Below are 13,508 nucleotides of genomic sequence, written 5' to 3' on the forward strand. Positions count from 1 at the left end.
AGCGATGGCTTAGGCATCCGGCTATACGCTTAGGCAAAAGATACCTGTTCATTTCGACTGATTGTGCGTAGAGTAACGTCGAATAGCGGAAAATGCGCTTCCCCACGCAGGATACCGAGAATGGGTGAGGCAAATCCCTGTGTCTTGGTTATCGATGACGATCCCGAGTTTCGCGACTCGGTCGTGCGGCTGTTGCGGACAGTCGGCTTACCTGCCCGACAATTTTCGTCTGTTCCCGAATTTCTCAAGGCCGATCCGCCGGACGGTCCCACTTGCCTGGTGCTCGACGTGAGAATGCCGGGACGAAGTGGTCTTGAGCTGCAGCGCGACCTTGTCGCCGCAAAGAGGCAAGTGCCGATTATCTTCATCACAGCGCACGCCGACGTGCCGATGACCGTGCAGGCGATGAAGGGCGGTGCGATAGAGTTCCTTACAAAGCCATTCCGTGATCAGGATCTGCTTGACGCCATCGAGGCCGGCCTCGCTCGCGACCGTGCCCGTCGAGAGAGTGATAGCGCATGGGCTGCGCTCAAGGAGCGTTTCGACATGCTCAGCTCCCGTGAGCGTGAAGTTATGCTCGGCGTCGTGGCCGGGCGCCTAAACAAACAGATTGCCAACGATATCGGCATCGCCGAATCCACGGTGAAGGTGCATCGCGTGAACCTGATGCGGAAGATGAAGGCACGTTCGCTTCCCGAACTCAGCCGGATGGCGGACCGCCTCAATATAAGACTACTGCAGCCGCAGAATTTCTGAGCCGAAAGGCATATCCTGAGTCGTTTTCGCGCGAGGGCGCCATCTACTCGCAAATTGCGTCAACCGCATTTTGTCGCATCGCTGAGTCCCTCCCTTAGGCGCCGCCCATCCGGTTGACGGATTCGAGGCGCGAAGTCTTTGCCCTCAGTTCTAAGCGATCGCTTAGCACAGACAGCGACAAGCGAACCTTACAGTACCCCCGCGCAATCGACCGCAGCGCTCCAAGCCATCAAAATGTGCCCAACGAGGCTGTCCTCGGAAAACCGCCGTTCCAAGGCACGCGAGGTTATAATGCGCGCATTTATTGGTCGCTTGACGCATCCCGAACCGGGATTTGACGTAAATCGCGCTTCTCAAACTCCGGATACGGACCACGGATTCTTTGTTCCACCAATTAAAGTGTCATTCGGACCGTTTCGCCTGCTTCCAATGCAGCTCCTTTTTCTGGAAGGCGAGAAGCCCCTACCATTCGGAATTCGAGCCCTGGAGATCCTGCCTGCTTTGCTTGAACATCGCGGTGAATTGATCAGCGAGCAGGACTTGATGGCTCGATTGTGGCCCAAAGTCCTTGTTGAGCCCGCGAACCTCACGGTTCATATGTCCGCGCTGCGTGATGGCTGCGCCAGGCATCGGTTGATCGTCGACCCCGGGCTCGCAGCAACTTGATGGAGAACAACCCATGGAGCTTCATCAGGTTCGCTACTTCCTCGCCGTCGCGTCCACACTCAACTTCACCCGCGCCGCCGAACAATGCAATGTCACGCAGCCCGCGCTGACCAAAGGGGTGCAGAAGCTCGAGCAGGAACTCGGCGGCCAGTTGATCTACCGCGAGCGCCAGCTGACCCAACTCACCGACCTCGGAAAGGAGGTCCTTCCGATGCTGGAGCGCACAGTGGCCTCGGCGGAGGCGGTGCGTCGCAGGGCCCAGGAGTTCCAACGAAAGGAGGTTGCGCCACTGAAGATTGGCCTAGCCCCTTCCATCTCAGCGTCGCTCGTCCTCGATCCGATCGCGGAGATCGCAAACTGCATCCCTGGACTTCACGTCGAACTGCGCGAGGGCGTGGCGGAGGAGCTCGTCGATCTCTTGCTTGAAGGGGAGATCAACGCCGCAATGGTCGGAGACGTGCGGGACGTGCCCGCCCGTATCGACGACTGGTCTCTGTTCGAGGAACGCTATGTCGTGGTTCTCGCGCCGACACACCGGCTCGCAAATCGTCCCTCGATCAGCATCGATGACCTCCGTGAGACTGTCTTGCTGGAGCGCGTCGAATGCGACGTCGCTCCTAAGATCCAGCAGTCGTATTTCCCCGAAGAACCACCCAACCGCGGCCACTGCAGCGGTCACGACTTGCACCTGCAGCACATGGCCGCCGCTGGCTTCGGCGTGATACTCGCGCCTGAGCACATGCCGCGCCTTCCGACGCTCAAGACCATTCCGCTCGAAGGCGACCCAATTTCGCGCGAGGTGCGGCTACTGGCTGTGCAGGGGCGCCGCTACTCGCCGGCGCTGGACGCTTTCGTCAAGGTCACGCGGCTTCGCGACTGGTCGGTCGTCGTTCGGACGGTGAAGCACCGCCCTCGGACACTCGCGGTCGACGCGCCAAACTAACCCGCTTCCATGACGCCGGGCGAGTGGAATGGAAACGATAACGACCGGGCATTTCTAATGGTAGGCGTGCCGGCGTACCCTTACTGCTCGTCTAATCGGGCTGGCCCGTGACGGAGTGCTTGCCATCACAGGATCGCGAAATCGCCCTCTTGGGTGGATGCACTTTCCACGTCGCAAGCACGCGCTCGAGTAACCAAGCAAAGGAGTCTCCGATGTCGTTTCGCTTCATCACCAAGTCTATCCACGCCTACCTGATCGACTATCCTGTCGCGATCGTCTTGATCGCAGCTCCGTTCGTGCTGAAGCTCGGCCAAAGCGGACCGCTTGCAGTGGAGCTTTCGGTTGTCGTCGGTGTGGCCGCGCTGCTCTTGGCCGCCCTGACGGATCATCCCACCGGTCTCGTCCACATCATTCCCTACTGGCTGCACCTTTGGGTCGATCGCGCCGTCGGGGTGGTCTTTGTCATCGCACCGTTTGCCTTCAAATTCGCTGGGCTCGACGCCTGGTACTACTGGGTCCTCGCTGCGGCTGTCCTGCTCACGACGTCGGTCCTGAACGCGCCTGAGGAGCCGGTCGCGATGCGTCCGGAATTGGGCAGGCGCGCAGCTGGCTGAAGGCTGCGAAGGCGTCGTCGAGACGTCGCCGATGCTCGCCTGCAGCGGTCGGTCACGAACCCGACGCGCTTGGGGCTGGGGCCTCGATCATTCTTGATAGCGCCGATGGTGGAGGGCTAATACGGCGCGAGCACTCGCCGGATCGGGCGGCTGATATTTAAGGGGCTTAGATGAACGTATTCGCTCAGCCGCGGGACCAAAGAGCCGTGATTGGGCCACGCTTCGACTATTCGGCGCTGGCTCCCGCGGCGGCGGCCATCTGCTACCCTTTTCTACTCCGCGCCTTCCATGCCGTTGTTGGCACGCAGGCCGCAATGCCTTCGCCTCTCGCAATTGTCGCCGCGACCTTGATCCTGGCCGTGGCGTTCGTTGTGCCGTTTCTCGCGCTCGCGCTCGCTTGGCGGCCCGGCGCCAATCCAGGAGCGCGGCGGCTGGCCTATGCCGGCGTGACGACCCCAACGCTCTTTGTCTTTCTTGGCGTCGTTCAGGCCCTGATTCATAGCCCCATCCCAGACGAACTCGTGTGGTGCGTGCTTTGGCTCGCAATCGCGATTTGGTCACAGACCGCCGGCAATCCGGTCGCTGCAACGCCGCCGGCCGTGGGGCGCTTGCGCATCGTCCACGGCACGACGGCGGCGGTCCTGTCCCTATACGTGGCGTTCCATCTAGCCAATCACTTGTTTGGGTTGATCGGCCCCGATGCACATGCGGACCTCATGAAGGTCGGCCGCGTTCTCTACCGCTCTGAGGTGGGTGAACCGCTGTTGGTCGCGGCCATGGTTTTCCAGATCGGCACCGGCCTGTTTCTGGCATGGCGTTGGAGTGCCGCCCCGCAGGACTTCCATCGGACATTTCAGGTGGGCTCGGGGGCCTACCTCTCGCTCTACATCCTCGGGCATATGAACTCCGTTTTCATCTACGCTCGTAGCTTTCTCGGTATACCGACGGACTGGAATTTCGCGATCGGAGCGCCGACCGGGCTCATTCATGACGCATGGAATATCCGGCTGCTGCCTCATTACGCGCTCGGCGTCTTCTTTGTCCTAAGCCATCTTACGTCGGGATTGCGAATGGTGCTGATAGCGCATGGCGTCAATCGACGCACCGCAAATCGTATTTGGGGCGGCGGCGTCGCAATAAGCGCGGCTATCTCGGCCGCGATCATTGCGGGTATGTGCGGGGTTCGGATCGGATAGGCGACGTCGGCAGTGTCGGTCCCGAGTCATCCGACGTGGCAGGAGCCGGTGTAACACGCGCACCGTTTATTCGCTTCGTTGAGCGCGAGAGCACGTCTCGCGAAACGCTGCGACGCTGCTCTGCTAAGTCGCCGATGCCGGCGAGGCGAAGGTCGCCAGGGTGACCTCGGGCAACGACAATAACGATCGTCTATCGACTCTATGGCGAGAGGTCATTTCCCTCGCCGGCGTCGCAACGTCACTCTCCAAAAGAGTGGTCCGATCAATCTCAGGGTCAGGAGCCGCGATGGCGCTGCGTCAGCGACGGGGCGTTGATTGAAGGATAACTATGAAAGAAAAACGACACTGATGTCCCGGGAAGCCTACGATATCGTCATTGTTGGTGCGGGCGCGGCCGGTTGCGTTGTCGCGAGTTATCTCGCCGAATACACCGATGCGTCGATCGCGCTGATCGAAGCGGGCGACATGGACCGCGATCCGTTTATCCACATTCCGGCCGGCTTCGCCAAACTGCTGGCCCACGACCGGCATGTCTGGAAATACGAGACGGTTCCCCAGCACGCTAGAAAGCGCGCATATCGCTCAGGCAAGGTACTCGGCGGCGGATCCTCGATCAATGCGATGTGCTACGTCCGTGGTCAGATACGCGACTTCTCTGCGTGGCAGGACGCGGTCGGCGACACCGGCAAATGGTCGTATCAAGATCTGCTTCCCGTCTTCATGGCGCAGGAAGACAACGACACCTTCCACGACGAGTATCACGGCATAAATGGTGGTCTGGCGGTCCAGTTGCCCAAGGGCATCAACAAGCTGAACCAATATTGCCTCAAGGCATTCCAGGAATATGGGGTTCCCTATAATCCCGACTATAACGGTAAGAGCCAGATCGGCGTCTCGCCGGTGCAGTCGACGGTCGGAGATCAGCGCCGATGCAGCGCGGTCGACGCTTATCTGCGTCCGCACCTCACCTCGGGCCGCGTAACACTTCTCACCGGCAAGACCGTCCTTCGCATCCTGATCGAGAACAATCGGGCTGTCGGCGTTGAGTTCATGGACACGAGCCTGAAGAGGATCACGGCCGGCGAAGTTGTGCTGTCGGCCGGCGCCGTCCATAGCCCGACGATCCTCATGCACTCTGGCATCGGGCCGGCCGAGCAGCTGCGACAGCATGGTATCGCGGTGGTCGTCGATTCTCCGGAGGTGGGCGAAAATCTCCAGGACCACCCGATGGTGCCGGTCCGTGTCTATGTAAAGGGCGATCTCGGCTATCAGGCTGCCGCGCAGGGCCTCGGCAGCGTGAAGGCGGGCTTGCGTTATCTCGTCACCAAGGATGGCCCGGCGTCGGGCAATGGCATCGAGACGGTGACACACTGGAATCCGTCCGATTTCACCGCCGAGCCTACGATCCAATGTTATCACGCTCCTATCGTCTTGTCCGAGCAACTCGGCCCGGCGGGCGACCGCTCGGGCATCACCTTCGAACTCGTGGTGCTTCAGCCCAAGAGCCGCGGCTGGGTGCGGTTGGCCGACAGCGACCCAACATCGATGCCCCTCATCAACCCGAACTTCATCGGCGAAGAGGAAGACTTAAGGGCTGCGGTGGAGGCAGTGCACGCGATCCGCAGGGTCATGGCTCAGGAGTCGTTGGCGCCGGTGATCGAGGAAGAGATGGATCCCGGCCCACACATCCAGTCGGATGCGGAGATCGGCGAATGGGTGAAGCGTGTCGTGACGACGATGTGGCACCCGGTCGGCACCTGCCGGATGGGCCAGGACGCGCGAGCGGTGGTCGACGCAAGGCTCAGGGTTCACGGGGTCGACGGCCTCCGGGTAATCGATGCCTCGATCATGCCCAACATCACCAGCGGCAACACCAATGCCCCGACCCAGGCGCTTGCGCGCCATGCCGTGGCGATGCTGGTCGCGGACCTGAAGCGGAGCTCAGGCGCCCCGGCGCGGGCCAACGTGGCCCAGGTAGAGCCCTGAAGGAGGGATCAAAATGGATATAGAAGACGCGAGGAAGCGCCGCGAGGCGCCACTCGGCACGCCGAGCCATCTCGGCTCGAATGCCACCAGGGATATTTCGGCGGCGCTCACTGTGCTTCTGGCAGACGTGTTCGCGCTCTACGTCAAGACCAGGAACTTCCATTGGCACATATCAGGCCCGCATTTCCGGGATTATCACCTACTCCTTGATGTGCAGGCCGCGCAGATTTTTGCGATGACGGACGACATCGCGGAAAGAATTCGCAAGATTGGCGGCACAACGATTCGTTCGATCGGCCACATCGCCAGAGTGAAGCATATCGAGGACAATGATGCTGGCTTCGTCACGCCCGAAGACATGCTGGCCGAGCTGAAGGAAGATAATCTGGCGCTAAGCCAGCGCATGCGGCAGACCCACAACGTCTGCGACGAGCATGGCGATGTCTCCACGGCCAGCCTGATCGAAAACTGGATCGACGAGGCGGAAAGTCGCTCATGGTTCCTGTTCGAGGCGACCAGGAGAGCTTAGCCCCGAGCGTATGGCCACCCGTGAAGCTCGGGTGACTGCCTACGCTCCCGCAAAATCCCGTCGTGGGCTTTGACGTTAGGCTCGTTCGCGTGGTTTGGCCATTTTGGCGATCGCTGACTCTCAATGCGGCCCCACTCTGAACCCCGACGACGATCGAAGGGAGTGCAAATGATGGTGGATAGATCAGAGCCAGCCTTCGAAGCGGGTCTTTTCCAGATCAAGGTTGACCGAGAGGCCGAAGACGAGCGCTTCTATCAGGCGCTTGTGCCCTTCGGCTCTTTCGATGACGTCGTGCGGCGAGATCGGTATCGCCCTCTACCTGATGACTGGATCGTCGCTGTTACGGACGTCAGCCATTCGACCGAAGCTATTGAACAAGGACGGTACCGTGAGGTGAATGCGGCCGGTGCGGCGGTTCTTGCTGCCGTCAGCAATGCACTACCCGACCTACAGTTTCCGTCCACGTTCGGAGGAGATGGCGCGAGCTTCGCCGCGCCCGGCGCCTATTCGTCCATCATCAGGGATACGTTGGCAAAAACCGCCGCCTGGGCTGAAGACGCATTGGGTCTCACGTTGCGCATTGCGGTCATTCCTGTCGCGGACATTCGCGCTCAGCACTTGGACGTCCTGGTAGCTCGCTTCGCGCCATCCTCGAACGTCACCTACGCGATGTTCGACGGTGGCGGACTTGCCTGGGCAGAGCGTAAACTCAAGCAAGGCGGCTACACCTTTCCGCGCGCGCCCATGGGAGTAACAGCCGACCTCACAGGTCTCTCGTGCCGATTTGCGCCGATCAGCGCCAAGAACGGCGTCATCTTTTCTCTTATCGTCGTTCCGCGCGATGATCCTACTTCGTTTGTAGAGTTCATACAGGAGCTCCTGCGGACGCTCCGTTCGAATGACTCCGGCCTACATCCATTGCCTGCCGAAGGCCCGATTCCCGCATGGGCCGGCGACGATCTTGATCATGCCATCCAGAAAGGCAGTCGAAAGAGTCCCTTTGCGGCTCGGGCTGCGAAGCGCTTGCACGCCATTCTTGCGTGGGTGGGCACCCCGCTAGGAGTTCCTGTTGGTAACTTTGATGAAACCGGGTTCCGACGAGAGCTTGTGGAGAACACAGATTACCGAAAATTCGATGACGGCCTGCGTATGACAGTGGACTGCTCATCTGAACTCGCTGACGTCGTAGACGCGCGCTTGGAAGAGGCTCAGCGACGAGGTGCATGCTTTTTTGGAACGCATCGACAGTTGGCCGCAAATCTTACGTGCTTTGTGCCATCACCCATGCGAGCTAATCACGTGCACTTCGTTGACGGCGCGTCCGGGGGGTACGCCTTCGCCGCAGCCAACTTGAAGCGAAATGTTGCGAGCGGAGAAGCACCTGATTCTGAGCGCCGCTCTGCGTGAGGCAAAGCAGAGGGCGACGTCGCGGGCGGCAGCCCCTTCTTGCTTTGGGATCGCCGTTCTCAGTTATCCTTCTGGGCTTTACCCTCCTTGGCTATCCGCCGATAGTCGCTCGGATCCCGATTGTACGCCTTTCGAAAAGCTCGCACAAAACTTGAACGGCTCTCGTACCCCGCATTAAGAGCAACGACGTCGATCGACATCGTAGTCGTCGTCAAATCGATCGCAGCCTGGCGCATTCTCAAGTCTCGCAAGATGGCCATCGGGGATTGTCCAAAGATGTCAGAGAAACGCGCCATGAACGCCGAACGACTCAATCCTGCACTGTGTGCCAAGCTTTGAACTGAATGGGCGGCTCCCGGCCGCGCCACCATATCCGCAAAAGCACGAGTGACCTGTCTGTCGGCAAGTATCGAGAATCGTTCAGTCCACCGCTGGGATGACTTGAGGGACCGTCGCACCAACGAGACAACGATCTGCTTGAGCAGAGACGCTGTCATGGCCCCAACGCCGACCTCTTGCTGTAGCAACTCGTCCATAGCCTCGCGAAGCTTCAGATCGATCCTGTCCGCCGGCTCGAATTGCTCGATGACCGGTTCGCGGAGTTCTCCGAACAGCCTCACAGACCGACCAAAGGATGCGTTAAAAAAGCCGCATATCTGGACTATTTCGGGCTTCTCGTTCGGCACTGCGACGCGGAGGATGCCGTCTTGACGAGTCCAGCAGTCTCTCGAAATGAGCTTCGGTGGGCCACTTCCACCGTCAACCTCGATCATGAACGGAGTGTTTGGCGGCACGATGATGAGCAAATGAGGCCTCAAGGGTATCATCGGTCCGCGGTTGATAGATATGCGGCCCACGCCACTTAAGTTGTAGTGGATCCCGGGTACGTCAATCGTCCCAAATTCAACTCGATGGCCGCGCGGCACCAAAATCTCAGTCAGCGCGATGACATCGATGTCGAGCGCCTGCATCAAGTTGTTGAGGTCTGTTTTAGACAATTTGACAGTGGCGGCCGCGGGCGGCGAAACGTTCTGCCCGACGAGAGCCTGCTTTGGAACCGCTTTCGAAGTGTGCATGACTGGTGGCCCTTTACTGCCGGCTACCGCTACTGATAGTGCTCCGAAACCTGTTCTCCAAGGATTAGCGGGGCGTTGCCATGCTGTTCGTACCACTGAACCTCGTTTCGTGCCATTAGACGAAATTTGGACCTGCGGAGAACGCGAATGTTCCAATAGTCTTTATGCTCCGGGGCTTAGTTCCCGACTCTCATCCCGTACGCTACAACGCGCGCGGGATGACGGGCATGGACTAAGGCGACGACTTCAGGGAATTTGTATCGATCGGCAGGCTACGCACACGCTTGCCGGTCGCGGCGAAGATCGCGTTGGTTACTGCAGCACTGACAATGGCTGTCGGAGCTTCACCAACGCCACCCGGAGCCTCAGCGTTCTTGATCAAGTGTGTCTCCACCACCGGTACCTGGTCGATACGCATTGGCAGATAGCTGTCGAAATTGCTCTGCTCGACCCGTCCATCCTTGAAGGTGATTGACCCATGGAGCGCGGCGGTCAGGCCGAAAAGCGTTCCACCTTGAACCTGTGCTTCGATCGTATCTGGATTGACGTACATGCCGCAGTCAATCGCACAGACGATCCGCTTGACTTTGACAGAGCCATCGGCCGCCACTTCGACCTCGGCGACCTGCGACGTGTAACTTCCGTATGCGAATTGTACCGAAATTCCGCGGCCATGCCGCGCGGGAAGGGGGGATCCCCACCCTGCTTTTTCCGCCGCGAGCGACAGAACAGCGAGCGCTCGCGGATTGTGGCCAAGCAATCCCTTGCGGTAAGCGAGGGGATCCTGCTTCGCGGCATGAGCGAGCTCATCCATGAAGCTTTCGACCACAAAAACATTGTGAGTCGGCCCGACGCCGCGCCACCAAGACGTCCGGACACCGGGGGCCTCGACTCGGACAAAGTCGACGTGGATATTGGGCAGCGCATAGGGCGGCTCGGCCGCCGCTTCGACGGCGTCGGGGTCCAATCCGTCCTTGACGTAAGGGGGATAGTAGCGAGCCATGACTGAGGAGCCGGCGATCCGATGCGTCCAGGCAACCGGCTTGCCGGCCGCATCAAGTCCGGCCGACAGCCGATTGAGATAGTACGGCCGATACATGTCGTGCTGGATGTCTTCCTCGCGGCTCCAGATCACCTTCACCGGGGCATCGACGTGCTTGGCGATCTTGACGGCCAGCACCGTGCCATCGGCCTCCAGCCTTCGGCCGAAGCCGCCGCCAATCAGATGATTATGAATTTTGATCGCATCCTTTGGCAGGCCGGTGAGTTCGACCACCCGAGACTGCGTGATCGTAGGCGCCTGTGTACCGACCCAAATGTCGCAACGATCCTTCTGCAGATGAACGGTACAGTTCATCGGCTCCATCGCCGCATGGGCCAGGAAAGGCACCTGATAAATGGCGTCAACCCGTTGCGCTGCCTCCGCAAGTGCCTTCCCCGCATCGCCTTCGTTGCGGGCAACAACGCCCGGCGTTTTGGATTCCTCCTCCAATTGCTTGACGATATCGGCGTTGTTGACCTTGCCGTTCGGCCCGTCATCCCATGTGATGGCGGCAGCCTCGAGCCCCTTCTTCGCCGCACCCATGTGATCCGCAATCACGGCAACAGCTTCATCGATATTGACCACCTGCCGCACGCCCTTCACTGCCAGCGCGGCGTTCTCGTTCACCGTTTTCGCTTTGCCACCGAGCACGGGCGAAATGGCAACCGTTGCAATCTTCATACCCGGTAATCGCGTATCGATACCGTAGAGCGCGCGCCCATCGACTTTTATCGATGAATCCACGCGCTTGGCGCGCGTTCCGATCAGGGTGAAATCCTTCGGATCCTTCAATCTGACGTTTGCCGCAGACGGCACAGGCAATTTCGCCGCGGCGGTCGCAAGTTCACCGTAGCTCAGATGCTTCGAGCCTGATGCATCGAACACGACGCCATCGCTGGCGCGGCAAGTCGCCGGATCGACATTCCAGCGCTTTGCGGCTGCCGCAATCAGCAGATTACGACCCACTGCCCCTGCCTGACGGAGCGGCGTCCAGAAGGCGCGGACAGAGGCGGAACCACCTGTATTTTGAATACCTATGATCGAGTTGACGTAGAGCGCATGATTTGGCGGCGCATGCTGAACCTGAATCTGGTCAAGCTTCACTTCAAGTTCTTCAGCGAGAAGCATCGAGAGCGAGGTGTAAACGCCCTGTCCCATCTCGATCATCGGAATGACCAGGGTTACGGCGCCGGTCGGATTGATCCGTATAAATCCATTCGGCGCGAAAGTACCCGTGACCTCGTTTTCGACCACCTGCGAAGCAGGCGCCGCGAACACGGGCTCCGTGCGTGCACCGGTCAGAGCAAAACCGAGCAGCAAGCCTGTGCCCTGAAGGAAGGTGCGCCGCGACATCGCCGTTTCATCTTCGATCCGGTTCGTTAGAATCAGCCTATCCATGGCTCAAACTCCCGCTGCTCGCTTGATCGCGGCCCGGATACGCTGGTAGGTACCGCAACGGCAGACATTTCCCGACATCGCTGAGTCGATATCCGCATCGCTCGGCTTCGGAGTATCTTTCAGCAAAGCCGCCGCCGACATGATCTGGCCGGATTGGCAGTAGCCGCACTGCACTACTTCCAGATCCAACCACGCCATCCGCAAGGCCGCGCCTTGCGGCGTGCGGCCGATCGCCTCGATCGTGGTGACCGCGCCGTCGCCGATGCTATCGACCGACGTCTGGCAGGAGCGGACAGGTTGGCCGTCGATATGAACGGTGCAGGCGCCGCACAGTGCTTGGCCGCACCCGAACTTGGTCCCGGTCATGCCGAGCACATCGCGCAGCACCCACAGCAACGGGATGTCGCCGTCGACATCGACCTCACGAGGGGTGCCGTTGATATTTAACGTGAAAGCCATGAATGCCTCTTGAGCGCGCAGGGAGTGAGCCATGAGCCAATCGACGTCACTCATGAAATCCGCGAAAGCTCTACGCATTGTTTGCAACACGCGGCGAAGCTTTCCAATAGCCGGCATGTATAGTTTCCATAGCTACGGGGAATGCTCGCAAGCCGGATAGCTAAGAAGGAAATTGACGACACTCCTGCCAGAGCATGTTGATCGGTAGTTGGTGGGAAGCGAACTCTTCAAACGATAACGCATCGTGCAACGACGTTGCGAGATTTGACGGCCGGATGGCCGCTCGGCACCATCCGACAGAGTTTTTGCTGAATAACCAGCGTCGCGACTTGCCGCGAAACTTTCGGGCGACATTCAAGCGCGCGACGGTGGAGGGCGCTTCATGGTCAAAAGCTCCGTCACATCATGCCGATCATCTGCGGATGAGATCGCAACGGTCAGGAATTTCCCGTCCGGGTATATTTGGGCTTCATCGTAAAGCTTGACCAACGGCGAGCGCCAGACATAACGGCGCTCCTCAAACTTGTCTCGTTCTGCTCTCCCCAAGACCACCACGGCCGAAAACCTCCTGTATTCCGGCACTAAGGTGCAAAACGCCTTTGTTTTCTTGTAGCGTAGGGACCAGCCGCGCTTCTTGCCGCCATAAAGCCATTCCGGCGCGAAGACACCGGGGTAGAAGTCCTCGATCCAGTTCTGCAGAGAGGCCCAATGCTTGAACGCGCCCGGTCCGATCCAGTCGCGGACAGTGCTATCATCGGGCGATGCTGACTTGTCAGTGATCCTGTCACCGATCTGGGGGGACTGTTCCATGCCGCTTTCCTTCAATCACAATTTTTCACGACCGGTTCGGAAGACTAGGCGGCCGACCTTGATCTTGCGCGAAAGGTGTGTCGCCACGTTCCCAAGGTTCGAATCTGTGTTGCGCAAGTCCTGTCACGGACCTCTCTCCACCATTGGGGCATAGGCGAGTTGCCCGTCAAAGCTGAAATCCGGCGCGCGGATTTGCGGACACCGAATCTGGACGTCCGGTCCGTTCTTCGAGGACAGGACTGTGCTCGTTGGCTGACATTTGAGGCTAGCAATGCCCCGGCGTTTGAGTTAACGCTCAGCGCTTGCGAAGGCGTCGGCATTTCCAGCGTAGTTCGCTTCCGGCTAGGTCTTAGTTGGCGAGCCCTGCGCTAGAAGACGCGGCCCTGTTGAGGACCGCCCAGGCGATCCGGGCGAGCTTGTTGGCGAGCGCAATCGCCAGCACGTTGTGGTGCAATCGCTTCTTGGCGGCTTCGATCCAAGATTTGAGGCCATAGCGCTCCCAGCACTTCACCCTGACCAGCACCACCCATGCGGCTTGGACGAACAGCGCGCGTAGGTAGCGATTGCCGCGCCTTGATATCTTGCCCAGGATCGTGCGGTCGCCGGTCGAGATCTGCTTCGGCACC

General features: G+C 59.6%; 13 protein-coding genes. 8 read left to right on the plus strand and 5 right to left on the minus strand.

Features of this window, described 5'->3' with window-relative positions:
* Positions 1–120: 120 nt before the first annotated feature.
* The 8 genes from YY7_RS0134320 (at position 121) to YY7_RS53770 (ending at position 8,097) form a co-directional block, all read left to right on the plus strand.
* A complete protein-coding gene (locus YY7_RS0134320) occupies positions 121–756 on the plus strand; it encodes a response regulator transcription factor (protein WP_028167144.1) in 636 nt (211 codons plus the stop codon).
* A 291-nt stretch (positions 757–1,047) separates the two neighbouring features.
* A complete protein-coding gene (locus YY7_RS58850) occupies positions 1,048–1,422 on the plus strand; it encodes a winged helix-turn-helix domain-containing protein (RefSeq protein WP_196237369.1) in 375 nt (124 codons plus the stop codon).
* A gap of 13 nt (positions 1,423–1,435) precedes the next feature.
* Positions 1,436–2,365 (plus strand): LysR family transcriptional regulator, encoded by a 930-nt coding sequence (locus tag YY7_RS0134330; RefSeq protein WP_028167146.1) that lies wholly within the window; start codon positions 1,436–1,438, stop codon positions 2,363–2,365.
* Positions 2,366–2,577: 212 nt separating this feature from the next.
* On the plus strand, positions 2,578–2,979 hold the full coding sequence (locus tag YY7_RS0134335; protein WP_028167147.1) for an SPW repeat domain-containing protein: 402 nt from the start codon (positions 2,578–2,580) through the stop codon (positions 2,977–2,979).
* A gap of 347 nt (positions 2,980–3,326) precedes the next feature.
* Complete coding sequence (locus YY7_RS0134340; protein ID WP_245287509.1) at positions 3,327–4,175, plus strand: hypothetical protein; 849 nt, start codon at positions 3,327–3,329, stop codon at positions 4,173–4,175.
* A gap of 348 nt (positions 4,176–4,523) precedes the next feature.
* Complete coding sequence (locus tag YY7_RS53765) at positions 4,524–6,161, plus strand: GMC family oxidoreductase (RefSeq protein WP_035691637.1); 1,638 nt, start codon at positions 4,524–4,526, stop codon at positions 6,159–6,161.
* 13 nt (positions 6,162–6,174) lie between these two features.
* Positions 6,175–6,690, plus strand: a complete 516-nt coding sequence (locus YY7_RS0134350; protein ID WP_028167149.1) for a Dps family protein — start codon at positions 6,175–6,177, stop codon at positions 6,688–6,690.
* Between the two features lie 168 nt (positions 6,691–6,858).
* Positions 6,859–8,097, plus strand: coding sequence for a DUF3095 domain-containing protein (locus tag YY7_RS53770; RefSeq protein WP_051397081.1), 1,239 nt, complete (start codon positions 6,859–6,861; stop codon positions 8,095–8,097).
* A 59-nt stretch (positions 8,098–8,156) separates the two neighbouring features.
* Here the strand turns inward: YY7_RS53770 and YY7_RS0134360 are convergent, their stop codons facing one another.
* The 5 genes from YY7_RS0134360 to YY7_RS0134380 all read right to left on the minus strand — a co-directional run.
* Positions 8,157–9,173: an AraC family transcriptional regulator gene (locus YY7_RS0134360; protein ID WP_028167150.1), complete on the minus strand. Its 1,017-nt coding sequence runs from the start codon at positions 9,171–9,173 to the stop codon at positions 8,157–8,159.
* Between the two features lie 232 nt (positions 9,174–9,405).
* Entirely contained in the window at positions 9,406–11,613 is a 2,208-nt protein-coding gene (locus YY7_RS0134365) for a xanthine dehydrogenase family protein molybdopterin-binding subunit (protein WP_028167151.1), read from the minus strand.
* A 3-nt stretch (positions 11,614–11,616) separates the two neighbouring features.
* Positions 11,617–12,072: a (2Fe-2S)-binding protein gene (locus tag YY7_RS0134370; RefSeq protein WP_028167152.1), complete on the minus strand. Its 456-nt coding sequence runs from the start codon at positions 12,070–12,072 to the stop codon at positions 11,617–11,619.
* A 354-nt stretch (positions 12,073–12,426) separates the two neighbouring features.
* Positions 12,427–12,882: a DUF3788 domain-containing protein gene (locus YY7_RS0134375; protein ID WP_028167153.1), complete on the minus strand. Its 456-nt coding sequence runs from the start codon at positions 12,880–12,882 to the stop codon at positions 12,427–12,429.
* Positions 12,883–13,231: 349 nt separating this feature from the next.
* The coding region (locus tag YY7_RS0134380; RefSeq protein ID WP_028167154.1) for a transposase at positions 13,232–13,508 on the minus strand (277 nt) is incomplete at its 5' end.

Origin of the sequence: Bradyrhizobium elkanii WSM2783, assembly GCF_000472865.1 — a bacterium.
Classification (GTDB): domain Bacteria; phylum Pseudomonadota; class Alphaproteobacteria; order Rhizobiales; family Xanthobacteraceae; genus Bradyrhizobium; species Bradyrhizobium elkanii_A.

Coding starts and splice junctions, on each gene's coding strand:
- YY7_RS53770 (WP_051397081.1), top strand. CDS start 6,859: ATGATGGTGGATAGATCAGAGCCAGCCTTCGAAGCGGGTCTTTTCCAG.
- YY7_RS0134375 (WP_028167153.1), bottom strand. CDS start 12,882: ATGGAACAGTCCCCCCAGATCGGTGACAGGATCACTGACAAGTCAGCA.
- YY7_RS53765 (WP_035691637.1), top strand. CDS start 4,524: ATGTCCCGGGAAGCCTACGATATCGTCATTGTTGGTGCGGGCGCGGCC.
- YY7_RS0134360 (WP_028167150.1), bottom strand. CDS start 9,173: ATGCACACTTCGAAAGCGGTTCCAAAGCAGGCTCTCGTCGGGCAGAAC.
- YY7_RS58850 (WP_196237369.1), top strand. CDS start 1,048: ATGCGCGCATTTATTGGTCGCTTGACGCATCCCGAACCGGGATTTGAC.
- YY7_RS0134370 (WP_028167152.1), bottom strand. CDS start 12,072: ATGGCTTTCACGTTAAATATCAACGGCACCCCTCGTGAGGTCGATGTC.
- YY7_RS0134335 (WP_028167147.1), top strand. CDS start 2,578: ATGTCGTTTCGCTTCATCACCAAGTCTATCCACGCCTACCTGATCGAC.
- YY7_RS0134330 (WP_028167146.1), top strand. CDS start 1,436: ATGGAGCTTCATCAGGTTCGCTACTTCCTCGCCGTCGCGTCCACACTC.
- YY7_RS0134365 (WP_028167151.1), bottom strand. CDS start 11,613: ATGGATAGGCTGATTCTAACGAACCGGATCGAAGATGAAACGGCGATG.
- YY7_RS0134350 (WP_028167149.1), top strand. CDS start 6,175: ATGGATATAGAAGACGCGAGGAAGCGCCGCGAGGCGCCACTCGGCACG.
- YY7_RS0134320 (WP_028167144.1), top strand. CDS start 121: ATGGGTGAGGCAAATCCCTGTGTCTTGGTTATCGATGACGATCCCGAG.